At 74.2% G+C, this 22,056-nt stretch carries 21 protein-coding genes; 15 read left to right on the forward strand and 6 right to left on the reverse strand.

Features of this window, described 5'->3' with window-relative positions; translation table 11 throughout:
- Nucleotides 1–39: 39 nt before the first annotated feature.
- Genes QRN56_RS12095 through QRN56_RS12115 form a run of 5 tightly spaced genes read left to right on the forward strand, consistent with a single transcriptional unit; the run spans nt 40 to nt 4,934 of the window.
- Nucleotides 40–861, forward strand: a complete 822-nt coding sequence (locus QRN56_RS12095) for an ABC transporter permease (protein WP_020014489.1) — start codon at nt 40–42, stop codon at nt 859–861.
- Nucleotides 858–1,694 (forward strand): ABC transporter permease, encoded by an 837-nt coding sequence (locus tag QRN56_RS12100; RefSeq protein WP_285103523.1) that lies wholly within the window; start codon nt 858–860, stop codon nt 1,692–1,694. Before QRN56_RS12095 ends, QRN56_RS12100 begins: the two co-directional genes overlap by 4 nt.
- The gene (locus tag QRN56_RS12105; RefSeq protein WP_285103524.1) at nt 1,691–2,758 is read left to right on the forward strand and encodes an ABC transporter ATP-binding protein; all 1,068 of its coding nucleotides are present in this window, start codon (nt 1,691–1,693) and stop codon (nt 2,756–2,758) included. Before QRN56_RS12100 ends, QRN56_RS12105 begins: the two co-directional genes overlap by 4 nt.
- Entirely contained in the window at nt 2,755–3,828 is a 1,074-nt protein-coding gene (locus tag QRN56_RS12110; protein ID WP_285103525.1) for an extracellular solute-binding protein, read from the forward strand. Before QRN56_RS12105 ends, QRN56_RS12110 begins: the two co-directional genes overlap by 4 nt.
- Before the next feature lie 47 nt (nt 3,829–3,875).
- Nucleotides 3,876–4,934, forward strand: a complete 1,059-nt coding sequence (locus QRN56_RS12115; RefSeq protein WP_285103527.1) for an adenosine deaminase family protein — start codon at nt 3,876–3,878, stop codon at nt 4,932–4,934.
- Between the two features lie 13 nt (nt 4,935–4,947).
- Here QRN56_RS12115 and QRN56_RS12120 read toward each other — a convergent pair whose 3' ends face one another.
- Entirely contained in the window at nt 4,948–5,631 is a 684-nt protein-coding gene (locus QRN56_RS12120; RefSeq protein WP_285103528.1) for an SDR family NAD(P)-dependent oxidoreductase, read from the reverse strand.
- 48 nt (nt 5,632–5,679) lie between these two features.
- Here QRN56_RS12120 and QRN56_RS12125 point away from each other — a divergent pair, with 48 nt between their 5' ends.
- Genes QRN56_RS12125 through QRN56_RS12135 form a run of 3 tightly spaced genes read left to right on the forward strand, consistent with a single transcriptional unit; the run spans nt 5,680 to nt 8,879 of the window.
- On the forward strand, nt 5,680–6,612 hold the full coding sequence (locus QRN56_RS12125; RefSeq protein WP_285103529.1) for a helix-turn-helix domain-containing protein: 933 nt from the start codon (nt 5,680–5,682) through the stop codon (nt 6,610–6,612).
- A 9-nt stretch (nt 6,613–6,621) separates the two neighbouring features.
- On the forward strand, nt 6,622–7,722 hold the full coding sequence (locus QRN56_RS12130) for a GNAT family N-acetyltransferase (protein WP_285103531.1): 1,101 nt from the start codon (nt 6,622–6,624) through the stop codon (nt 7,720–7,722).
- 26 nt (nt 7,723–7,748) lie between these two features.
- Entirely contained in the window at nt 7,749–8,879 is a 1,131-nt protein-coding gene (locus QRN56_RS12135; RefSeq protein WP_285103533.1) for a GNAT family N-acetyltransferase, read from the forward strand.
- A 22-nt stretch (nt 8,880–8,901) separates the two neighbouring features.
- On the opposite strand, the gene QRN56_RS12140 is transcribed toward QRN56_RS12135, so the two are convergent.
- On the reverse strand, nt 8,902–9,717 hold the full coding sequence (locus QRN56_RS12140) for a TrmH family RNA methyltransferase (protein ID WP_285103535.1): 816 nt from the start codon (nt 9,715–9,717) through the stop codon (nt 8,902–8,904).
- 42 nt (nt 9,718–9,759) lie between these two features.
- Nucleotides 9,760–10,530, reverse strand: a complete 771-nt coding sequence (locus QRN56_RS12145) for an enoyl-CoA hydratase-related protein (protein ID WP_285103537.1) — start codon at nt 10,528–10,530, stop codon at nt 9,760–9,762.
- A gap of 60 nt (nt 10,531–10,590) precedes the next feature.
- Between QRN56_RS12145 and QRN56_RS12150 the strand changes: the two genes are divergently transcribed.
- A complete protein-coding gene (locus QRN56_RS12150; protein WP_285103539.1) occupies nt 10,591–11,769 on the forward strand; it encodes an acyl-CoA dehydrogenase family protein in 1,179 nt (392 codons plus the stop codon).
- Here QRN56_RS12150 and QRN56_RS12155 read toward each other — a convergent pair.
- On the reverse strand, nt 11,735–12,340 hold the full coding sequence (locus tag QRN56_RS12155) for a TetR/AcrR family transcriptional regulator (RefSeq protein WP_285103541.1): 606 nt from the start codon (nt 12,338–12,340) through the stop codon (nt 11,735–11,737). The two genes, QRN56_RS12150 and QRN56_RS12155, sit on opposite strands and share 35 nt — an antisense overlap.
- Nucleotides 12,341–12,412: 72 nt before the next feature.
- Here QRN56_RS12155 and QRN56_RS12160 point away from each other — a divergent pair, with 72 nt between their 5' ends.
- From QRN56_RS12160 to fgd, 4 genes are all read left to right on the forward strand, one after another.
- A complete protein-coding gene (locus QRN56_RS12160; RefSeq protein ID WP_285103543.1) occupies nt 12,413–13,972 on the forward strand; it encodes a carboxyl transferase domain-containing protein in 1,560 nt (519 codons plus the stop codon).
- Nucleotides 13,972–15,936, forward strand: coding sequence for an ATP-binding protein (locus QRN56_RS12165; protein ID WP_285103544.1), 1,965 nt, complete (start codon nt 13,972–13,974; stop codon nt 15,934–15,936). Before QRN56_RS12160 ends, QRN56_RS12165 begins: the two co-directional genes overlap by 1 nt.
- On the forward strand, nt 15,929–16,885 hold the full coding sequence (locus QRN56_RS12170; protein ID WP_285103546.1) for a hydroxymethylglutaryl-CoA lyase: 957 nt from the start codon (nt 15,929–15,931) through the stop codon (nt 16,883–16,885). The genes QRN56_RS12165 and QRN56_RS12170 overlap by 8 nt, the downstream gene beginning before the upstream one ends.
- Before the next feature lie 103 nt (nt 16,886–16,988).
- Nucleotides 16,989–17,990: a glucose-6-phosphate dehydrogenase (coenzyme-F420) gene (fgd, locus tag QRN56_RS12175; protein ID WP_285103548.1), complete on the forward strand. Its 1,002-nt coding sequence runs from the start codon at nt 16,989–16,991 to the stop codon at nt 17,988–17,990.
- 43 nt (nt 17,991–18,033) lie between these two features.
- On the opposite strand, the gene QRN56_RS12180 is transcribed toward fgd, so the two are convergent.
- Both QRN56_RS12180 and QRN56_RS12185 read right to left on the reverse strand, forming a co-directional pair.
- Nucleotides 18,034–18,693, reverse strand: coding sequence for a response regulator transcription factor (locus QRN56_RS12180; protein ID WP_285103550.1), 660 nt, complete (start codon nt 18,691–18,693; stop codon nt 18,034–18,036).
- A 9-nt stretch (nt 18,694–18,702) separates the two neighbouring features.
- Nucleotides 18,703–19,896: a sensor histidine kinase gene (locus QRN56_RS12185; RefSeq protein ID WP_285103552.1), complete on the reverse strand. Its 1,194-nt coding sequence runs from the start codon at nt 19,894–19,896 to the stop codon at nt 18,703–18,705.
- Between the two features lie 131 nt (nt 19,897–20,027).
- Here QRN56_RS12185 and QRN56_RS12190 point away from each other — a divergent pair, with 131 nt between their 5' ends.
- On the forward strand, nt 20,028–20,450 hold the full coding sequence (locus QRN56_RS12190; RefSeq protein WP_285103553.1) for a hypothetical protein: 423 nt from the start codon (nt 20,028–20,030) through the stop codon (nt 20,448–20,450).
- Nucleotides 20,447–22,036, forward strand: coding sequence for a multicopper oxidase family protein (locus QRN56_RS12195; RefSeq protein WP_285103555.1), 1,590 nt, complete (start codon nt 20,447–20,449; stop codon nt 22,034–22,036). The genes QRN56_RS12190 and QRN56_RS12195 overlap by 4 nt, the downstream gene beginning before the upstream one ends.
- The last annotated feature ends 20 nt before the right edge of the window (nt 22,037–22,056 follow it).

Here is a 22,056-nt window from a genome sequence, read left to right on the forward strand (position 1 = left end):
GGGTCCGATGGAACCGGTTCCATCAACGAAAGACGGCTCGTGCGAGCACGTTCCACACTTCTGCTGCTCCTGCCGGGGCTGGCGTTCCTGCTCGTCGGCTTCCTGCTGCCGGCGGTCGCGATGCTCTTCGCCCCGCCCGGCGTGACGTTCGCCCAGGTGATCGAGCGCATGGGCGCGATGCTCACCGACCCCTACGACCTCGGGATCATCTGGCGCACCGTGCGCATCGGCCTGATCGTCACCGCCCTGTGCGTGGTGCTCGGGTTCCCGATCGCCTCGCTGCTGGCCCGGTCGCAGTCCCGGTGGGCGGGCGTGCTGCTCGCGCTGGCGATCTTCCCGCTGCTGCTGAGCAACGTGGTGCGCACCTTCGGCTGGCTCGTGGTGCTCGGCTCGAACGGCGTCATCGGCCAGCTCCTGACGGGCCTGGGCATCGTGGAGAAGGCGCCCCAGCTCCTGTACACCGAGCTGGCGATCGTGCTGGGCCTGGTCCAGCTCTTCCTGCCGCTGGCCGTCATCACCTGCTACTCCGCCGTCGCGCAGGTCGATCCCGGCCTCGACGAGGCGGCCCGGGGCCTGGGCGCCAGCCGCACCCGGTCCTTCTGGACCATCCTGGTGCCGCTCTCGCTGCCCGGCATCGTGGTCGCGGCCACGCTCGTGTTCGCCGGCTCCGTGACCGCGTACACCACGCCGTACCTGCTCGGCGGGTCCAGCCAGCGCATGCTCTCGACCCAGCTCTTCTCCTACGCGAGCGTCACGGTCGACTGGGCGGCGGCGTCGGCCACGGCGATCGTGATGACGGTGCTGGTCTTCCTGGTCTCCGGGATCTCGGCCCTGGTGGGCCGGAAGGGAGCCACCTCATGACCGGCCAGACCCTGAACCAGGGAGCGGGCCGCTCCCTGCGGCTGCGCCACCCCGTGGCCGGCACGCTCGCCGTGGCGGGCTACGTGATCATGATCGTGCCCATCCTGTTCGTCGTGGCCACGGCGTTCACCGCCGGCAGCACGCTGCGCTTCCCGCCCGAGGGACTCTCGCTGAAGTGGTTCGGCGAGGCGGTGGCGTACTCGCCGTTCACGGAGGCCGTGGTCTCCAGCCTGGAGCTCGCGGTGCTCGCCACCGCGCTGGCCCTGGTGCTGGGCGTGCCGGTCACGCTCGCGATCCACCGCGGCCGGATCCCGGGCAAGGGACTGCTGGAGGGCCTGTTCCTGTCGCCGCTCGTGGTGCCGGAGCTGGTGGTGGGCCTCGCGCTGTACCAGCAGCTCATGATCGGCCTGCACCTGGACAACTTCACCACCCTGCTGCTGGGCCACACGGCGCTGCTGCTGCCCTACGCCGTGCGCGTCACCGGGGCGTCCCTGGCGCTGGCCGATCCGGCCCTGGAGGAGGCGGCGCGCGGCCTGGGCGCCTCGCCGTTGCGCGCGTTCGTCACCGTGACGCTCCCGATGCTGCGCCCGGGCCTCATCTCGGCGGGCCTGCTCGGCTTCGTCACCTCGTTCAACAACGTGCCGCTGTCGCTGCTGCTGCAGACCCGCGACTTCCGGACGCTGCCCGTCACGATGCTCGACTACGTCCAGCAGAGCTACGACCCGATGGTCGCCGCCGCGTCCACCCTCGTGCTGGCCGCGACCGTCGTGGTGGCCGTCGTCGCCGAGCGCACGGTCGGCTTCGCCAAGATCTTCGGAGGAATCAACCGATGACCACCCCCGCCGCCGAGCTCGTCGGCGTCTCCCAGCGGTTCGGCAGCTTCACCGCCGTCGACTCGATCGACCTGCGGATCCCGCGCGGCCGCCTGACCACGCTGCTGGGCCCCAGCGGCTGCGGCAAGACGACGACGCTGCGCATGCTCGCCGGGTACGCCTCGCCGACGTCGGGCCGCATCCTGATCGACGGCCAGGACGCGACCCGCACCCCGCCGGAGAAGCGCGACCTGGGCATGGTCTTCCAGTCCTACGCGCTGTTCCCGCACCTGACGGTCGCCGACAACGTGGCCTACGGCCTGACGATGCGCAAGGTGCCCGCGCCCGAGCGGCGGCGCCGGGCCGGGGAGGCCCTGGAGCTCGTGGGCCTGGGGCACCTGGGCGACCGCAGGCCCAAGCAGCTCTCCGGCGGCCAGCAGCAGCGTGTCGCGCTCGCCCGCGCCATCGCCATCCGCCCGCGCCTGCTGCTGCTCGACGAGCCGCTGTCCAACCTGGACGCGCGGCTGCGCGTGCAGATGCGCGCCGAGATCCGCCGCATCCAGTCGGAGACCGGGCTGACCGTCGTGCTCGTGACGCACGACCAGGACGAGGCCCTGGAGATGTCCGACGAGATGGTGCTCATGCGCGCCGGCAAGGTCGTGCAGACCGGCGCGCCCCGCGACGTCTTTCCCGCGCCGGCCGACCGGTTCGTCGCCGAGTTCCTCGGCTACGAGAACTTCCTGACGCTGGCCGACGGCCGCGAGGCCGCCGTCCGCCCCGAGCACCTGCGGATCGTCCCCGCGGACGCGCCCCTGGACGGGGCGGCGGACGGCGGCGTCGTACTCGACGCCGTCGTGGTCGACGTCGCCTATCGCGGCGTCGACCTGCTCGTGACCCTCGACGCCACCGACCCGGCCGGCGCGCCCGTGCGCCTCGTCGCCGACCACAGGGCCGACCACCGGTCCGACCACTCCGACGCCGCGACCGGGCCGGCGCCGTCGGCCGGCGACCGCGTCCGCCTGCTCGCGCCCCGGGCGCGCCTGGCCCTCCTGACCGCCGAACCCGCAACCGAAGGACTGTCATGACCCACGCTGTGCCTGCCCGCCGCGCCGCGGCCCTCGCCTCCGGCCTCGCGGCCACCGCCCTGCTGGTCTCCGGCTGCTCCGCCGGGGACGACGCCGCGGCCGAGGACACGATCGTCGTCTCCACGTTCCCGTTCGGCGTGGAGGAGTTCCAGGAGGCGGTCATCGACCCGTTCACCGCCGAGACCGGGATCAAGGTCGAGGTGGAGACCGGCTCGAACGCCGACCGGCTCTCGCAGCTCCAGGTGGCGGGCGACGACTCCGGCATCGACGTCATGCTGATCTCGGACTACTACGCCGCGCTCGGCCAGGAGAGCGACCTGTTCCAGGAGGTCGACGCCGCGAAGGTGCCGTCCCTGGACGAGGTGGCCGACTTCGCGCTCGAGGACGGCTATGCCGGTCCCGCCTACAGCTACCAGCTCAACGGGACCATCTACTCGACCGAGGCGCTGTCGGCGCAGGAGGCCGCGCAGTGGGACCTGTACGGGGACGACCAGCTCGCGGGCCGCCTCGCGCTGCCGGACATCTCGGTCACGGCCGGGCAGCTCATGGTCTCGGGCGTGGGGGAGACCTACGGTGACGGGCCGTACGACATCGACACCGCGCTGGACACCCTCGGCGGCTGGGCCCCCGGGATCCTGCAGTTCTACTCGTCGTCCACCGAGGTGACGAACCTGCTGACACAGGGCGAGATCGTCGCCGCCGACTCCCTGAGCGGCTTCGCGACCGACCTGGTCGCCTCGGGTGAGCCCTACGCGTGGACGCCGCCCGCCACCGGACGGTACATGGCCACCAACCGCGCCATGATCCCGGCCGGCGCCCCGAACGTGGACGGCGCGCACCAGTTCATCGACTACCTGCTCTCGGCCGAGGCGCAGACGAAGTCCGCCGAGCTCGTGGGCGACCTGCCGGTCAACCCCTCCGCGACCGTGCCGGACTCCATCGCGGCCGTCGTGGGCGACATCGCGGCCGACCCGGTCGCGGCCGGCTACTCGACGCTCGACCCGGCGGAGCTCGTGCCCACGCGCGGCGAGTGGGTGGACCGGTTCGCCCGTGAGGTGACGGCCGGCTGACCGGGCCCGACACCATGACGCACACGAACCACACGACCCTGGACCGCATGCCCAAGGTCGACCTGCACTGCCACCTCATCGGCACCGTCCGGGCCAGCACGTTCGCCGAGCTGGCCCGGCGGGAGGGCCTCGACCTGCCCGCCGAGCCCGAGCGCGTCTACGCGGACATCAACTCCCTGCCGCCGGACCCCGACCTGTACCGCGACACCCGCATCCCGGTGCCGCAGGGCCGTGGCGCCGACGAGCCGGAGGTCTCGTACTCGCTGTTCCAGGCCTCCCGCTGGGTCACGCAGGTGCTGCGCGACGCCGACGACCTGACCCGGATCACCTACGAGGCCTTCGAGGCGGCGCACCGCACGAGCGCGACGCGCCACCTCGAGGTGTCGTTCGACGCCGTGCCCGAGCACCTGGCCGCCCTCGGCTACCTCGGGTCGGTCGAGGCGTACGCCGAGGGCATCCGGATGGCCGAGCGCGACTTCGGCATGTCGGGCCGGCTGATCGCCGCGATCGACCGGTCCGGCTCCGGCGAGGACGCGCTGGAGCGCGTGCGCACCGTCGTCGACCACCCGCACGAGTACGTCGCGGGGATCGGCCTGGACAACCTGGAGACGGCGGGCCCGCCGGAGCGGTTCGCGGCGGCCTACCGGCTCGCCGGCGAGGCGGGTCTCGGCCGCACGGCGCACTCCTCCGAGCACGCCCCGGTCGCGGTCAACACCATCACCTGCCTGGACGTGCTCGGCTGCGACCGCATCGACCACGGCTACTTCGTCCTGCAGGACGACGACGTCGTGGCGCGCGTGCGCGACGAGCAGGTGCCGTTCACGGTGATCTCCACGACGTCGCGCCGCTCGTGGCGGCCGTGGCGGCGGGCCTCCATCGCCGCGATGCTGGACGCGGGGCTCAACGTGATCCCGGCGTCCGACGACCCGGGCATGTTCCCCACGACCCTGGCCGGCGAGTACCGCATCCTGGCCGACGACCTCGCGGTGCCCGACGACCGGCTGCGCACCATGGCGCTGGCCGGCGTCGAGGCCGCGTGGCTGCCGCCCGCCGAGAAGGCGGCGCTGCGCACCCGGTTCGAGAAGGAGCTCGCGGACCTGGCCTGAGCGCCCGGGGTGTCTAGAACGGCAGCGGCCCGTTCTCGTCCTGGAGGGTCCCGGTCGGCCCGTCCGCGCCGAGGGTCGCCAGTCGCACGACGACGGCGGCGGACTCGGCGGGCGACCGGCCGATGCCGAACGACGCGGTCATGTCGGTGGCGGTGGTGCCGGGCTCCAGGGCGTTGAACCGGATGCCGGGATGCGCCTTGGCGTACTGGACGGTCAGCATGGTGGCCGCCGCCTTGGACGCCGCGTACAGGGCGATCGGCAGGCCGTGCTCCGGCCGCTCGGGGTGGGTCACGGCCCAGAACGAGCCGGCGCTGCTGGAGACGGTCACCACGTTCGGGCTCGCGGACCGGCGCAGCAGGGGGAGCGCCGCCTCGGTGACGCGCACGATCCCCACCGCGTTGGTGTCGAAGGACCGCAGCGCGGTGGGGCCGTCCAGCGTGGTGTCCAGGACGCCCGCGTTGTGCACCAGGACGTCGAGCCGGCCCTCGGCCGCGTCGATCGTCGCCAGCGCGGCGGCGACCGACGCGTCGTCGGTCACGTCGAGCTGGACGAACCTGGCACCCAGCGTCGCGGCGGCCCGCGCACCCCGCTCGGCGTCGCGGGCGCCGAGCCAGACGTCGTGGCCCCGCTCCAGGAGCTGCCGGGCGGTCTCGTAGCCGATGCCCTTGTTGGCACCGGTGATCAGCGTGACGGTCATCCGTGTTCCTTCCGAAATATGCGGCCCGACCGGGCCGTTGGGAACGCTATGAGCGGTCACACCGGCGAACCAGAGCCCTCCTGGGACAGGGGTGCGGCAGGACCCCCTCTCCGCGAGCAGACCAACCCGCTGGGCGCGTACCTGCGTGCCCGGCGCGAGCTGGTCACGCCCCGGCAGGCGGGCCTCCCGGAGGCGGGCACCCGGCGCGTGCCAGGGCTGCGCCGCGAGGAGGTCGCGATGCTCGCGGGCATCAGCGCCGACTACTACCTGCGCCTGGAGCGTGGGCGCGACCGCAACCCGTCGGTGCAGGTGCTGGAGTCCCTCGCCCGCGTGCTCCACCTCGACGACGACCACTTCGCCCACCTGCTGACGCTCGTCGCCGACGCCCCCGGGCAGCGTGCCCGGCAGCGCGGGCGTGGCGAGGAGACCCTGCCCGACGGCGCGCGCAAGCTCCTGGACTCCCTGGTGCAGCCGGCGTTCGTCGAGGGCCGGTACTTCGACGTCGTGGCCTCGAACGCCCTGGCCCGCGCGGTCGACCCGCGCCTGGACGTGGGCGGCAACCAGCTCCGCGACCTGTTCCTCGACCCGTCCGCCCAGGCGCTCTACCCGGAGTGGGAGAACGTCACCGAGTGCTTCGTGGCCAGCCTGCGGCAGTCGGCGGGCACCGACTTGGACGACCCGCGGTTCGTCGAGCTCGTCGGGCAGCTCTCCGCCAGCGCGAGGTTCCGCGACCTCTGGGCGCGCCACGAGGTGCGCGGGCAGCGCGGCACCCCGCTGCGGATCGACCACCCGCAGGTCGGGGAGCTGACCGTGAACCGGGAACGGCTCGGTATCGGCGGCGCCGAGCACCTGATGCTCGTCGTCTACCACCCCGACAGCGGGTCCGACGACGCCGGCAAGCTGGCCCTCCTCGCGTCCGCGAGCGCGCATCCCGCGTCGGCGACCGCAAATCCCGTGGAAGACGGCGCCCGGGTCGCCTAGCGTGGCGGCATGTCACCCGTGCGCGCCACCATCGCCGACCGCGCCGCCGCGCCGGCCGTCCTGACGCACCCGACCGCGGGCGGCCTCACCTGGCGTCCCTGGACGCGGGCGGACGTGCCCGCGCTGGCAGAGCTCGTGCGCGCCGTCCAGGAGGCCGACGGCCGCGACTGGTTCACGCCGGCCGACGAGGTCGCCGAGAGCCTCGACGCCCCCGCGTACGACCCGGCGGACACGCTCCTCGGCCTCGACGCCGACGGCACGCCGCTCGCGTACGCCTACGCCGAGCAGTTCCCCACCGAGGGCGCCACCGTCCTGCGGGCCTGGCTCCTCGGTGGCGTGCACCCGAGCCGCCGCGGCGAGGGCATCGGCACCGAGCTGTTCGCCTGGGCCGTGGGCCGCGCGCGGCAGGCGCTCGCGGCCCACGACGGCGACCCGCGGCTGGCCGGGCTGCCCGCGCGGATCGCCGTGGACCTCGTGGACACCGACCCGGCCGGGCGGCGCGACCTGCTGCGCGCGGGCGGATTCGAGCCCGTGCGCTACTACGCCAACCTGCTGCGCGACCTGAGCGCGCCCGTGCCGGCCGTCGGCCTCGAACCCCCGCTGCGCCTGGTGCCGTGGACCGACGCCCTGGAGGACGCCGCCCGGCTGGCCCGCAACGACGCGTTCCGGGACCACTGGGGCAGCCAGCCGCGCACACCCGAGTCCTGGCGGGCGCACCGCAGCTCGTTCGCGCCGCACTGGTCGTTCCTCGTGGTCGACGAGTCCGTGCGCTACCCGGGCTCCGAGCACGAGCAGCCGGGGGACACGACGGTCGCGCCCGGAACCCCGTACGTCGTGGGGCTGCACCGCGCCGGGCGGCACGAGCACGACTGGGCGACGCAGGGCTACACCGCCGGCTACACCGACCTGCTGGGCGTGCGCCGCGCCTACCGCGGCCGCCGCATCGGCGTCGCCCTGCTCACGCACGCCATGCGCGTCTACGCGGGCGACGGCATGCAGCACGCCGAGCTCGACGTCGACACCGACAACCCCACGGGCGCGCCCGCCCTGTACGCCCGGCTGGGCTACGCCAAGAGCGACGGCTCGACCCTGTACGCCATCGAGCTCTGAACCACACCGAACCTGAAGGACGCACCATGACCACCGAGACCGAAGGCCCCGCGCCGGCCGCCCTCGCCCCGATCGCGGAGCGGGCCGCCGCCCCGGCGACCCTGACCCTGCCCACGGCGGGCGGCCTGACCTGGCGCCCCGCCACCCGCGATGACGTGCCCGTGTGGCTCGCCCTGCGCAACCACATCGCCCGCGCCGACGCCGAGCCGTACGTCGAGACCGCCGAGGAGATCGACGAGCTGTTCGACGGCGCCTGGCGCGACATGGCCGCCGACTCCCTGCTCGGGTTCGACGGAGACGGGGCGCTCGTGGCCTGGGCGCTGGTGGACAGCCCGCCCGGTGACGTGACCGAGGTGCGCACCTTCTGCTGGGGCGGCGTGCACCCCGACCGGCGCGGCGAGGGCATCGGCCGGCAGCTCTTCGCCTGGGAGACCGGGCGCGCCCGGCAGAAGCTCGCGGCGTCGGGCAAGGACGTGCCCGCCCGCGTCGCCGTGTTCGCCGAGGACAACTCGCCCGCCACCAAGGTGCGCCTCTACGAGCGGGCCGGCCTCGAGACGCGCCGGTACTACTCCGACCTGGCGCGGCCCCTGACCGGCCCCGACGTGCCGCCGGTGCCCGACGTCGAGCTGACCGGCTCGCTGCGCCTGGTGCCGTGGTCCGAGGACCTGGCCGAGGCCGCCCGCCTGGCGCACAACGACGCGTTCCGCGACCACTGGGGCAGCCAGCCGCAGACCCGCGAGCAGTGGGCCCAGCGGGCCGGCTTCGCCCCGGAGTGGTCGTTCCTCGTGCTCGACGACGCCCCCGACGTCGACGCCCTGCTCGCCTCGCCCGACACCGACCCCGACACCGCCGCCGCGCTGCGGGCCGGCGAGCCGCTCGTGGTGGGCTACGAGCTCGCGGGCCGGTACACCGAGGACTTCGAGGTGCGCGGCTACACGTTCGGCTACACCGACATCCTCGGCGCGCGCCGCGCCTACCGCGGCCGCAAGGCGGCGCTCGCGGCGCTGGCGGCCGGGATGCGGGCCTTCGCGGCCGAGGGCATGCAGTACGCGGTGCTCGACGTCGACACGGCCAACCCGAGCGGGGCCCACGGCCTGTACGCGAGCCTGGGCTACGTGCGCACGACGGGCTCGCGGATGCTCTCGATCGAGCTCTGACGAACGGCGTCGCGGTCCGGCGTCAGCGGGCGGCGAGCCGCTGGCGCCGGGCCTCGTACAGCACGACCGTGGCCGCGTTCGCGGCGTTGAGCGAGCTCGCCGAGCCCGTCATCGGGATGCCCAGCGTCACGTCGGCGGCGTCGCGCCACGCCTGGGTCAGGCCCGTGGTCTCGTTGCCGACCAGCAGCAGCACCGGCTGGGTGAGGTCGTAGGCGGAGACGTCGGCGTCGCCGTGCTCGTCCGTGGCCACCACGACCACGGGCAGGCCGGCCGCGCGGCGCTGCTGGACCCAGTCCATGACCTCCGCCGTGGAGGGGGCCCGCACGACCGGTGTCGCGAAGAAGGACCCCGTGCTCGCCCGCACGGACTTGGGGTCGTAGGCGTCGGCGGCGTGTCCCGTGGTGATCACGCCGTGAGCGCCGAACGCGTCGGCCGACCGCACGATCGCGCCGATGTTGCCCGGCTGGGTGGGCCGGTCGAACACGACCCCGAGGAAGTCCGGGCCGGCCTCGATGCGATCGAGGTCGTCGGGCCGCATCGCCAGCACGGCGAGCAGCTCGGGGTCCTCCTTCTCCGCGAGCTCCGCCAGCAGGTCGGGCGCCATCTTGACGTGCTCGGTGTGCGGGTGGGCCGCGAGCAGGTCCCGGGCCCACTGCGAGAGCCGGCGCTCGGCGTCGTACAGCAGGGCGCGCACCTCCCAGCCGTGCTCGACGGCCATGCTGACGGGCCGCACGCCCTGCACCAGGAACTCGCCGGCGCGGTGCCGCTTGTTGCGGTTCGTCACGAGAGTCTGGAGCTGCTGGAAGCGTGCGTTGCGCTGGGAGATCCGGGTGGCCACGCCCCCATCCAATCAGCCCTCGCCCCCTCAGGCCTCATCCGGTCAGCGGGCCAGCAGCCGCTCCATCGCCGCCCGGGCGCGCTCGGAGCCGAACAGCTCCGCCGAGAGCGCCACGGCGTGGTCCACGTGCGTGTCGAAGCGGGCCAGGGTGTCCGCGTTGAGCAGCTCCTTGGTGGCGGCCAGCCCCTGCGGGTCGCCCGCCGCGAGGCCGGCCAGCACGGCGTCGACCTCCGTGTCGAGGTCGGCGAGCGGGACCGTGCTGGTCACCAGGCCCCAGGCCGCGGCCTCGGCCGCGGTGAACGGCGCCCCGGTGAGGAACGCGTGCGACGCCGCGCGCGGCGTCATCCGCGGCAGCACCGCGAGCGAGATGACGGCGGGCGCGAGCGCGAGGCGGGCCTCGGTGAAGGCGTAGGTGATCTGGTCGGCGCTGACGGCGACGTCGCACGCGGCGACCAGCCCGATCCCGCCGGCCCGCACCGGCCCGTGCACGCGCGCCACGACGGGCTTGGGCAGGGCCAGCAGGTCGCGCAGCACGTCGGCGAGCCGGCGCGCGGAGACGGTCATGCCCTGGGCCAGGGCCTCGGTGAGGTCGGCCCCCGAGCAGAACGCGCTGCCGCTGGCCGCCAGCACGACGGCGCGCACGTCGTCGTGCGCGGCGCGGTCCAGGGCGGCCCGCAGCTCGTCCAGCAGGGCGAGGGACAGGGCGTTGCGCCGCCGGGGCGCGTCGAGCGTGATCCGGGCGTACGGGACGGGCGGCGCGTCGGGTCGGTCGAGCGCTACGACGTCGTAGGCGACCTGACTGGGGGTGGTCATCGAGAAGTCCTCCGGGTGGGGCCTGGCGCTGTGAGGTTAATGGTGGTTAACCTCTGTGACATGCGCAACATGCATACCCCACCAGAGAACCCGGAGCTCACCAAGCTCCGGGACGCGGTACGTGACTACGCCGACCGCGAGATCGCGCCCCACATCGCCCGATGGGACAGGGAGAGTCGCCTGCCCGTCGAGGTGGTGCACCAGATGGGAGAGCTGGGCCTGTTCGGCCTGACCGCCCCGGAGGAGTACGGAGGGTCCGGGCTCGGGCTCACCGGGCTCTGCATCGCCGTCGAGGAGATCGGCCGCGTGGACCAGTCCGTCGGTATCACGCTCGGGGCCGGCGTCGGCCTCGGCGTCGGCACGCTGCTGGGCTACGGCACCGAGGAGCAGAAGAAGACCTGGCTGCCCGACCTGGTCGCCGGACGGCGGCTGGGCGCGTTCGGCCTGACCGAACCCGGCGCGGGCAGCGACGCCAACGCCATGACCACCACCGCCGAGCTGCGCGACGGCCAGTGGGTCGTCAACGGCGCCAAGCAGTTCATCACCAACTCCGGCACGCCCATCACCAGCGTCTGCACCGTCGCGGCGCGCACCGGCACCCGGCCGGACGGCAGCCCGGAGCTCAGCGCCATCATCGTTCCCACCGACACCCCGGGGTACGTCGTCGAACCCCTGCACGACAAGATGAGCTGGCGCTCCTGCGACACCCACGCGCTGCGGTTCGAGGACGTGCGCGTGCCCGAGGCCAACCTCCTGGGGGAGCGCGGCAACGGGTTCAAGCAGCTCATGATCTGCCTGAACACGGGGCGGGTGGCCGTCGCGGCGCTCGCGACCGGCTGCATCCAGGCCATGCTGGAGCTCGCGGTCGAGCACGCCGGCGTGCGCCCCACGTTCGGCGGGCCGATCGGCCGCAAGCAGGGCGTCGCGTTCCAGATCGCCGACGTCGAGGTCATGCTCCAGGCGAGCCGTGCGCTCACCTACCGGGCCGCCGCGCTGAAGGACTCGGGGGCGCCGCTCGACGAGTTCCGGCGGGCCTCCTCGGTCGCCAAGCTCTACGCCACGGAGTCCGCCGTGACGGCCACGCGCATCGCGGCGCAGGTCTTCGGCGGCTACGGCGTCATGGAGGACGGGCCGATCGCCCGCTTCTACCGGGACGCGAAGGTGCTGGAGATCGGCGAGGGGACGTCCGAGCTGCAGCGCATGCTCATCGCGCGAGGGCTGGGCCTGCCGGTGGAGTGAGCAGGGCGGCGCGTGCCATGCGGGTCAGGAGGGCCCGCATGGCCGCGCGTCCGATGCGCGCGCTGTGCGGCGTCGAGTTGAGCAGGCCGAAGGCGGCCTGCACGGCGGCCCGGGCCTCGGTGCCGCCGAGGTCGGGGCGCAGGGGGCGCAGCGCGTCGGTCCAGACGTCGATGTACGCGAGCTGGTGCTCCCGCACCTGCGCGCGGGCGTCGGCGCCCAGCGCGCCCCACTCCCGTTCCTGGATCACGATGAGGGCGGGGTTGTCGAGCGCGAAGTCGGCGTGCCGGGCGATCAGGGCGGCGAGGGCGCCGTCGGGTTCGCTCGGTTCGTGCGGTCCGGCGGCGGGCACGCCGTCGTCGGACAGCAGCTCCCGCGCCCCTGCCAGGAGCTGGTCGGAGGCGTGCAGGAGGCACTGGCCGAGGATGTCCTCCTTGCCCGCGAAGTGCTTGTAGAGGGCGGGGCCGGACACACCGACGGCCGCGCCGATGTCTCCCATGGAGACGCCGTGGAAGCCACGGGCGGCGAACAGGTCGGCCGCCGTGCTCAGGATCTGCTGCCTGCGCGGGGTCACCGGAGCAGTCTAGGAGCGACCTGCCGGAACGAGGGGTTAACGATCATTAACCAGCGGGCTATGCTGCGGCACATGACCACCGACGTCGGCGTTGGACCGGATCTGCGCACCCTGACCGCGCAGCTGCGCGAGCGGCTGGCGCGCGTGCGCCAGGGCGGCTCGCCCGAGGCGCGCGCCCGCCACACCGGGCGCGGCAAGCTGCTCGCCCGCGACCGGGTGGACCGGCTGCTCGACCCGGGAGCGGCGTTCCTGGAGATCGGGGCCCTGGCGGCCTACGACATGTACGGGGGCGAGTGGGCGGTGCCCAGCGCGGGCATCGTCACCGGGATCGGGCGCATCGCGGGGCGGCAGTGCGTCGTCGTCGCCAACGACGCGACCGTCAAGGGCGGCACGTACTACCCGGTCACGGTCAAGAAGCACCTGCGCGCGCAGCAGGTCGCGGCCGAGAACCACCTGCCGTGCGTCTACCTCGTGGACTCCGGCGGCGCCTACCTGCCCATGCAGGACGAGGTGTTCCCCGACCGGGAGCACTTCGGGCGCATCTTCTACAACCAGGCCAACCTGTCCGCCCGGGGCATCCCGCAGGTCGCCGCCGTCATGGGGTCCTGCACCGCGGGCGGCGCGTACGTGCCCGCGATGAGCGACGAGGCCGTCATCGTGCGGGACCAGGGCACGATCTTCCTCGGCGGCCCGCCCCTGGTGCAGGCCGCCACGGGCGAGGTGGTGACGGCCGAGGAGCTGGGCGGCGGCGTGGTGCACACCACCACCTCCGGCGTCGCGGACCACCTGGCCGACGACGACGCCCACGCCCTGCGCATCGTGCGCGAGATCATCGCCACCACCCCGGCCGCCGCCCCGGTGCTGGACCGCGTGCCGCCCGAGGAGCCCGAGCTGGACCCCGACGGGCTCTACGACGTGCCCGCCGACCCGCGCACCCCGTACGACGTGCGCGACGTGATCCGGCGGATCGTCGACGGCTCCCAGCTCGCCGAGTTCAAGGCCCGCTACGGCGAGACGCTCGTGTGCGGGTTCGCGCGGATCGACGGCTACCAGGTCGGGATCGTGGCCAACAACGGCATCCTGTTCTCGGAGTCCGCCCTGAAGGGCGCGCACTTCGTGCAGCTCTGCGACCAGCGGCGCATCCCGCTGGTGTTCCTGCAGAACATCGCCGGGTTCATGGTCGGCAAGGAGTACGAGCACCGGGGCATCGCCAAGGACGGCGCCAAGCTCGTCACGGCCGTGGCCTGCACCTCCGTGCCCCGGTTCACCGTCGTGCTCGGCGGCTCGTTCGGCGCCGGCAACTACGGCATGAGCGGCCGCGCCTACGACCCCCGGTTCCTGTGGATGTGGCCCGGCGCCCGCATCTCCGTGATGGGCGGCGAGCAGGCGGCCTCCGTCCTGGCCACCGTCCGCAAGGACCTCGCCGACGCCCCCACGGAAGACGTCGAGGGGTTCAAGGCCCCGATCCGCGCCCAGTACGAGACCCAGGGCAACCCCTACTACGCCACGGCGCGCCTGTGGGACGACGGCGTGATCGACCCCGCCGACACCCGCCGCGTCCTGGCCCTCGGCCTGGCCGCCACGGCCGGCGCCCCGATCCCCGAACCCTCCTACGGCATCTTCCGGATGTGATGACGATGCACACGCTGCTCATCGCCAACCGCGGCGAGATCGCCCTGCGGATCATCCGCACCGCCCGCCGGCTCGGGCTGCGCACCGTCGCCGTCCACTCCGACGCCGACACCGGCGCCCCGCACACCCGCGCCGCCGACGTCGCCGTCCGCATCGGCCCCACCCCGGCCGCCGAGTCCTACCTGTCGATCCCCGCGCTGCTCGCCGCCGCGAAGGAGACCGGCGCCGACGCCGTCCACCCCGGCTACGGGTTCCTGTCCGAGCAGGCCGAGTTCGCCCGCGCCGTCCTCGGCGCCGGGCTCACCTGGGTGGGACCGCCGCCGGCTGCGATGGACGCCATGGCCCGCAAGGACACCGCGCGCGAGATCGCCCGGAAGGCGGGCGTGCCGGTCCTGGGGTCGCTCGGGAACGTCAGCGGCGGCGGATGGTTCGCCATGCAGGGGAGCCGCACCTACCCGCTCCTGGTCAAGGCCGCCGCCGGCGGCGGGGGCAAGGGCATGCGCGTCGTGCGCGGCGAGGACGAGCTCGCCGCCGCCATCGCAGCCGCCGGCCGCGAGGCCGCCGCGGCGTTCGGCGACGACACGCTGCTGCTGGAGCGGTACGTCGAGCACGGCCGGCACGTCGAGGTGCAGATCCTCGCCGACGAGCACGGGAACGTGCTCCACCTGCACGAACGCGACTGCTCCGCCCAGCGCCGCCACCAGAAGGTGCTGGAAGAAGCCCCCGCACCCGACCTCGACCCGGCCGTGCGCGACGCGCTGCACCTGTGGGCCGTGAACCTGGCCCGCGAGGTCGGCTACACCGGCGCCGGCACCGCCGAGTTCCTGGTCGACACCCGCCAGGGCATCGAAGGCGCCTGGTTCCTCGAGATGAACACCCGGCTCCAGGTCGAGCACCCCGTCACCGAGGAGGTCGTGCGCGTCCGCGGCGAACGGATCGACCTCGTCGAGCAGCAGCTCCGCGTCGCCGCCGGCGAACCGCTCGGCTTCACGCAGGACGACGTCACCGTCACCGGGCACGCCATCGAGGCCCGGATCTACGCCGAGGACGCGTTCGGCGGGTTCCTGCCGCAGGCCGGCACCGCCACCCGCGTGCGCTGGCCCGTCTCGACCGGCCCGACCACCGTACGCGTCGAGGCCGGGCTGGAGGACGGCACCGTCGTCCCCGCCGCCTACGACCCCATGGTCGGCAAGATCATCGCGCGCGGCCCCGACCGCGAGGCCGCCCGGCACGCCCTCGTCGACGCCCTCGACGACACGGCGATCGGCGGCCTGGTCACCAACACCGGGTTCGTGCGGGCGCTCGCGGACTCCGGCGCGTTCCGCGACGGCGAGGTGCACACCGCCTGGCTGGACACCCACCCGCTGCCCGCGCCGGACCCGGGACCCGCGCTCGTGGCGGCCGCCTGGGCGGTGGCCTCCGCCGCGGCGCAGGGCGGCGGCGACGGCTGGCGGCTCGGCGGCCCGCCCGCGGACACGTGGGTCGAGCTCGACGACGCGGTGCTGCGCGTGAGCGTCGCCCGGGGCGAGGTGCGGCGCGACGGCGAGCCGCCGACGTCGTGCCGGGCCGTGGGTGGTGCCGTGGAGGGTGCCGGGGACGGCGCGACGCTGCTGGAGCTGGACGGCGTGACCGCCCGGTTCGTGGTGGACGTGCGGCCGCGGTCCGTGGAGGTGAGCACGCGGGGGCACACCTTCCGGTTCGCCCGGCCGGGCGGCTCCCGGGCGGCAGAGGCCGACCTGTCCGACGGCGTCGTGGTGGCCGCGATGCCCGGCGCCCTGGCCCGGGTCGAGGTGCGCGACGGCGAGGTGGTGACCGCCGGGCAGGCGCTCGGCGTGCTGGAGGCGATGAAGATGGAGGTGGCGCTCGTGGCGCCGTCCGACGGTGTGGTGCGGGTCCGCGCCGCTGCCGGGGAGCAGGTCGCGGCGCGGCAGGTGCTGTTCGTCATGGAGGTGGCCGATGCCTGACCAGGCGCACCGGGAGTACCGCCGTCCGCAGGTGGTGCGCGACCCGGCCCTGCCGGACCGCGTGACCGTCTACGAGGTGGGCCCGCGCGACGGGCTGCAGAACGAGAAGGCGGTGGTCCCCACCGCGGTGAAGATCGACCTGGTCGAGCGGCTGCTCGACGCCGGCCTGCCGTACGTGGAGGCCACGAGCCTGGTGCACCCGCGCTGGGTGCCGCAGCTCGCCGACGCCGCCGAGGTGCTGGGCGCGCTGGTGGACCGGCTCGGCGACCGCGCCCGCGACCTGCCGGTGCTCGTGCCGAACGAGCGCGGCCTGGAGCGCGCCTACGACCTGGGGCTGCGGCACATCGCGGTCTTCGCCAGCGCCACCGACTCGTTCGCGCGCCGGAACCTGAACCGGTCCCTGGACGAGCAGTACGCGATGTTCGAGCCGGTCATGACGCGGGCGCGCGCCGCGGGGATGCGGGTGCGGGCGTACGTCTCGATGTGCTTCGGCGACCCGTGGGAGGGCGACGTGCCGCTGGAGCAGGTGGTCACCGCGGCCCGGCGCCTGATGGACCTGGGCGCGGAGCAGCTCTCCCTGGGCGACACGATCGGCGTCGGGACGCCGGGGCACGTCGTCGCGCTGCTGGACGCGCTGAACGCCGCCGGACTGCCCGACGACGTGCTGGCCCTGCACGCCCACGACACCTACGGGCAGGCGCTGGGCAATGTCGCGGCCGCGCTGCGGCACGGGGTGACGACGTTCGACACGTCGGCAGGGGGCCTGGGCGGGTGCCCGTACGCGGAGTCGGCCACGGGCAACCTCGCCACGGAGGACCTGCTGTGGATGCTGGACGGGCTGGGGATCACCACGGGGGTGTCCCTGCCGCGGGTGGTGGAGACCAGCGGGTGGCTGGAGCCGCACCTGGACCACGAGCTGACGAGCCGGACGTACCGGGCGTTGCGGTGACCGTGCCGTCGGGTCCGTCGGGTTCTTCTGCCCTGAGCAGCACGGATGTGATGTGCGCGACGACCGGGCTCGCACGCGGGCGATGCGGCGTAGGGTCGCAACCGTGACTCTGAAGATCGGGTACAAGGCGTCCGCCGAGCAGTTCGGGCCGCGCGAGCTGGTTGAGCTCGCAGTACGCGCCGAGGAGGTGGGACTGGACAGCGCGATGGTCTCCGACCACTTCCTGCCGTGGCGGCACGAGGGGGGACACGCGCCGTCAGCCCTCGCCTGGCTCGCCGCCGCGGGGGAGCGCACCTCCCGCATCCAGCTGGGCACGAGCGTGCTGACCCCCACGTTCCGGTACAACCCCGCGGTGATCGCGCAGCAGTTCGCCACGCTGGCCCTGCTCACCGAGAACCGGGTCATCCTCGGCGTCGGCACGGGCGAGGCCCTCAACGAGACGGCCGTCTCCGGGATGGAGTGGCCCGAGTTCAAGGAGCGGTTCGCGCGCCTGCGCGAGGCCGTGCAGCTCATGCGGGCCCTGTGGACCGAGGAGTCCGTGGACTTCAAGGGCGACTACTACGAGCTGGTCGGCGCCAACATCTACGACCGTCCCGAGAACCCCGTGCCCGTGTACATCGCGGCCGGCGGGCCGCTCGTGGCGAAGTACGCGGGCCGCGCGGGCGACGGCTTCATCTGCACCTCCGGCAAGGGCATGGACCTGTACACGGAGAAGCTGCTGCCCGCGGTCGCCGAGGGCGCGGCCAAGGCGGAGCGCGACGCCGCGCAGGTCGACAAGATGATCGAGATCAAGATCTCCTACGACCGCGACCCCGCCGCCGCGCTGGAGAACACCCGGTTCTGGGCGCCGCTGTCGCTCACGCCGGAGCAGAAGCACAGCGTCACGTCGGCCACCGAGATGGAGCAGCTCGCGGACGAGCTGCCGATCGAGCAGGTCGCCAAGCGCTGGATCGTCGCGTCCGACCCCGACGAGGCCGTCGCGATGATCAAGCCCTACGTCGACGCCGGGCTCAACCACCTCGTGGTGCACGGCCCCGGCCACGACCAGGAGCGCTTCCTCACGCAGTTCGGCGAGGACGTGCTGCCGCGGCTCCGGGCGCTCTGAGGCCCGGGCGCCCTGAGGTCCCGGTCGGCCCGGACGGGCCTGGTCAGGGTGCCCTGACCAGGCCCGTCTCGTAGGCGAGGATCACCAGGGCGGCCCGGTCCCGCGCGCCGAGCTTGGCGAGCAGCCGGCTCACGTACGTGCGCGCGGTAGCCGGGCTGAGGTAGAGCTCGGCGGCGATCTCGTCGTTCGTCAGGCCGCGGCCGAGCTGCTGCAGCACCTCGCGCTCGCGCTCCGTGAGCGCGGCCAGGCGATCGTCGTCCCCGGTGCGGGGCGCCGGGCCGGCGGCGACGGCCCGCAGCACCGTGGCGGTCACGGCCGGGTCGAGCAGTGCGTCGCCCGCCGCGACCACGCGGACGGCGCGGCGCAGCTCGGCCGGGGCCACGTCCTTGAGCAGGTAGCCGGCCGCGCCCGACCGGACCGCCTCGAAGACGTGCTCGTCCTCGTCGAACGTGGTCAGGACCAGCACGCGGGTGCCCGCCAGCGCGGGGTCCGCGACGATCTCACGGGTCGCGGCCAGGCCGTCCAGCCGGGGCATCCGGATGTCCATCAGCACGACGTCGGGGCGCAGCTCCCGCACCCGTGAGACCCCCGCGAGCCCGTCGGCGGCCTCGCCGACCACCGTGATGTCGCCGTCGCTCTCCGCGAGGGCCCGCAGGCCCGCGCGCACGAGCTCCTGGTCGTCCACCAGCACGATCCGGATCATGGGCCGGCCTCAACCTTCCAGTCGCAGGGGCAGGTCGGCGTCGACGAGGAACCCGCCGTCCGGGTCGTCGCCCACGCTCAGGGTGCCACCGAGCAGCGCGACGCGTTCGCGCATCCCGGAGAGCCCGGAGCCGGCGACGAGGTCCGGGCCGGCACCCCGGCCGTCGTCGGACACGCGCAGCGCGAGGCGCGCGCCGGTGACCCGCGCGGACACGGTCACGCGTGAGGCGTCGGCGTGCCGCAGCACGTTGGTGAGGGACTCCTGCACGATCCGGTAGGCGGCGGCGTCGATCGAGCCGTCGAGGGAGCCGGGCGGCACGTCGAGCGTCACCTCGACCGACAGGCCGGTGGCCCGTGCCGACCTCGCCAGGGCCTCCACTCCCGCCAGGCCGGTCGGCGTCACCTCGGGTGACCCGGCGTCGGGCGCGCCCGGGCCTCGGCCTGCCGGACCTGCGGTGGCGTCCAGCGGCGCGCGCAGCACCCGCACCGTCGAGCGCAGCTCGCGCAGCGTGCCCGACGTCGCCTCCCGCACGTGGTGGAGCGCGCCCCGGGCCGCGTCGTCGTCCCGCCCCACCGCCTCCGCGGCGACACCCGAGTGCAGCGCGATCACCGACAGGTTGTGCCCCACCACGTCGTGCAGGTCCCGCGCGATGCGCAGCCGCTCCGCCTGCAGCCGCTGCTCGGCCTCGTGCGCCTCGTGCACGCGCGCCTCCCGCGAGAGGCGCACCGCGACGCCCAGCGCGATCGCCGCCGCGACCAGCGCGAGGTTCGTGACCAGGTCGTACGGCGCCAGGTACTCCTCCGCGGTGCCCGTCACCCGGTAGTACGTCGCGACGGCGACCAGCACGGCGCCCCCGCCGATCGCCCAGCCGGTACGGCGCATCTCCGCGGCCGAGTACAGCGCCGCGACCGCCGGCAGCGCCATGCCGATGGGCGCGAACTGGAACGTGTAGTAGGCGAAGACGCCCAGCACCGTGAGCACGACCATCGTGCGCGGTATCCGGCGCCGCAGCAGGACCAGCGCCCCGAAACCCACCGCGAACAGGTACGCCCCCGGCCCGGCGTGCGCCGGGGCGTCGGGGTCCGCGGCGATGACGACGGCGACCACCAGCGCCATGGCGATCGCCAGGGCGACGTCGGTGACGCGCGGGTCGACGGTCACGCGTGGGTCGACGGTCCGCGGGACCTCGCTCTGCTCGGGCACACCGACACCCTACGGACGGCCCGCCCCTGAGGCATCAGACCACGGTCTCAGGGTCGTGTCGCCTCCGGGCGACACCAGGAGACGATCCCGGGCCGATGTGGCGAGGTGGGCCCGGCGGGCACCGTCGGGGCATGACCTCACCACACCTTCCCGGCCGGCCCGTACCCGCCGAACCCGCCGCCGTCTCGTGGACCCTTGTCGCCGGCCTGTCCGCGCTGGCCCTGCTCTGGCCCCTCACCGGCCTGACCGGTGCGCTCGGCAGCGGCGGACCCCGGGCGCTCGCGATCATCGGCATCACCGCCGCCGTCTGGATCGGCGTCGTCGGGCTGGGCCGCGTGCCCCGCCCCGTGCTCACCCTGACCCTGACCGGTCTGGCCTACGGGCTGGTCGCCACGGCGATCGGCACGCTGGTCCCGGTGCTCTCGGGGTTCGGCGGCCCGGGCGGCGGCCCGGCGTGGACCCTCGTCCCGGCCCTGGCCTTCGACACGATGTGGGGCGCGCTCGCGGGCATCGCCGCCGCGGGCGTGCAGCGGCTGCGCGGGGGTGTCCGATGAGGCGCGGCGTCGCCGGGCTCGCAGCCCTCGCCGCACCGCTGCTCGCGCTCGCGGGCTGCGCCCTGGTTCCCGGCTCGGTCACCCCGGTGGACGAGGTGGAGTTCACGAACGAGCTCGCGATCCCGCCCCTGGCGCCGTCGCGGGTCGTGGACGGCACGCGTGTCTTCTCCCTGACGGCACAGGAGGGCACCAGCGAGCTCCTGCCCGGCGTCGAGACGCGCACCTGGGGTTTCGACGGCTCCTACCTGGGGCCGACCCTGCGGGCCGAGCGCGGCGAACGCGTCGCCGTCGAGGTCACCAACGACCTGGCCGAGCCGACCAGCGTGCACTGGCACGGCATGCACCTGCCCGCCGCCATGGACGGCGGGCCGCACCAGGAGGTCGAGCCGGGCGCCACCTGGCGCCCGACCTGGCGGATCGACCAGCCCGCCGCCACGCTCTGGTACCACCCGCACCCGCACGGCGCCACGGAGAAGCACGTCTACCGCGGCCTGGCAGGCCTGTTCCTCCTGGACGACGACGCGTCCCGCGGCGCCGACCTGCCCCAGGAGTACGGCGTCGACGACGTGCCCGTCATCGTGCAGGACAAGACCCTCGACGACGACGGCCAGCTCGAGCTCGACGACAGCGGCAGCGAGCCCGGCACGCTCGGCGGGATCGTGCTGGCCAACGGCACCGTGGGCGCGTACCACGAGGTGACCACGGAGCGGGTGCGCCTGCGCCTGCTCAACGGGTCGACGGCGCGCACCTACCAGCTCGGCTTCCCGGACCGGGAGATGGACCTGGTCGCGACCGACGGCGGGCTGCTCGACGCCCCGGTCCGGCTGGAGCAGGTGCGGCTCGCGCCCGGCGAGCGCGCCGAGGTCGTCGTGCGCATGGCGCCGGGGGAGTCCACGCGCCTGCACTCGTTCGAGGCCGACCTGGGCGGCGTCGTCGTCCCGTTCGCGATGGGCGGCAACGACGCGTTCGACGTGCTGGAGCTGCGGGCCGCCGACCGGCTCGCGCCGTCGCCCGAGCCCGCCTGGACGCCGTCCGCCCACGCCGCGCAGGACGCGCTGCACGAGGAGGACGTGGCCGTGACGCGCACCTTCGAGCTCGACGACCGGCGCATCAACGGGCAGACCATGGACATGGGACGGATCGACGAGGCCGTCACCGTCGGCGACACCGAGGTGTGGGAGGTGCGCAGCATCGTGCCGATGCCGCACAGCTTCCACGTGCACGACGTCCAGTTCCGCGTCCTGTCCGTCGACGGCGACCCGCCGCCCCCCGAGCTCGCCGGGCCCAAGGACACCGTCTACCTGGAACCGAACCGCACCTACCGGCTGCTCATGCGGTTCGAGGACTACACCGACCCGGACGTGCCCTACATGTTCCACTGCCACATGCTGCTGCACGAGGACGAGGGGATGATGGGGCAGTTCGTCGTCGTCGAGCCGGGGCAGGAGCCGGGAACGGTGCCCGAGCACGACGGCGACGCGGGGCACGGCGCTCACGGGTCCGGCGAGGGCGGCGGGGAGCCCGACGTCGGGGGCACCGGGCCGGACCTGCCTCCCGGCGCGGACGCGCACCACGGGCACCACTGAACCTGTGGCACGCTCGCCGG

It is taken from the genome of Promicromonospora sp. MEB111 (genome assembly GCF_030209445.1).
In the GTDB taxonomy this organism is placed as follows: Bacteria; Actinomycetota; Actinomycetes; order Actinomycetales; family Cellulomonadaceae; genus Promicromonospora.

What these genes read in the sequence shown, in the direction of transcription:
- QRN56_RS12100 (WP_285103523.1), top strand. Translation starts at nt 858, where the DNA reads ATGACCGGCCAGACCCTGAACCAGGGAGCGGGCCGCTCCCTGCGGCTG.
- QRN56_RS12105 (WP_285103524.1), top strand. Translation starts at nt 1,691, where the DNA reads ATGACCACCCCCGCCGCCGAGCTCGTCGGCGTCTCCCAGCGGTTCGGC.
- QRN56_RS12110 (WP_285103525.1), top strand. Translation starts at nt 2,755, where the DNA reads ATGACCCACGCTGTGCCTGCCCGCCGCGCCGCGGCCCTCGCCTCCGGC.
- QRN56_RS12115 (WP_285103527.1), top strand. Translation starts at nt 3,876, where the DNA reads ATGCCCAAGGTCGACCTGCACTGCCACCTCATCGGCACCGTCCGGGCC.
- QRN56_RS12120 (WP_285103528.1), bottom strand. Translation starts at nt 5,631, where the DNA reads ATGACCGTCACGCTGATCACCGGTGCCAACAAGGGCATCGGCTACGAG.
- QRN56_RS12125 (WP_285103529.1), top strand. Translation starts at nt 5,680, where the DNA reads ATGAGCGGTCACACCGGCGAACCAGAGCCCTCCTGGGACAGGGGTGCG.
- QRN56_RS12130 (WP_285103531.1), top strand. Translation starts at nt 6,622, where the DNA reads ATGTCACCCGTGCGCGCCACCATCGCCGACCGCGCCGCCGCGCCGGCC.
- QRN56_RS12135 (WP_285103533.1), top strand. Translation starts at nt 7,749, where the DNA reads ATGACCACCGAGACCGAAGGCCCCGCGCCGGCCGCCCTCGCCCCGATC.
- QRN56_RS12145 (WP_285103537.1), bottom strand. Translation starts at nt 10,530, where the DNA reads ATGACCACCCCCAGTCAGGTCGCCTACGACGTCGTAGCGCTCGACCGA.
- QRN56_RS12150 (WP_285103539.1), top strand. Translation starts at nt 10,591, where the DNA reads ATGCGCAACATGCATACCCCACCAGAGAACCCGGAGCTCACCAAGCTC.
- QRN56_RS12160 (WP_285103543.1), top strand. Translation starts at nt 12,413, where the DNA reads ATGACCACCGACGTCGGCGTTGGACCGGATCTGCGCACCCTGACCGCG.
- QRN56_RS12165 (WP_285103544.1), top strand. Translation starts at nt 13,972, where the DNA reads ATGACGATGCACACGCTGCTCATCGCCAACCGCGGCGAGATCGCCCTG.
- QRN56_RS12170 (WP_285103546.1), top strand. Translation starts at nt 15,929, where the DNA reads ATGCCTGACCAGGCGCACCGGGAGTACCGCCGTCCGCAGGTGGTGCGC.
- QRN56_RS12180 (WP_285103550.1), bottom strand. Translation starts at nt 18,693, where the DNA reads ATGATCCGGATCGTGCTGGTGGACGACCAGGAGCTCGTGCGCGCGGGC.
- QRN56_RS12190 (WP_285103553.1), top strand. Translation starts at nt 20,028, where the DNA reads ATGACCTCACCACACCTTCCCGGCCGGCCCGTACCCGCCGAACCCGCC.
- QRN56_RS12195 (WP_285103555.1), top strand. Translation starts at nt 20,447, where the DNA reads ATGAGGCGCGGCGTCGCCGGGCTCGCAGCCCTCGCCGCACCGCTGCTC.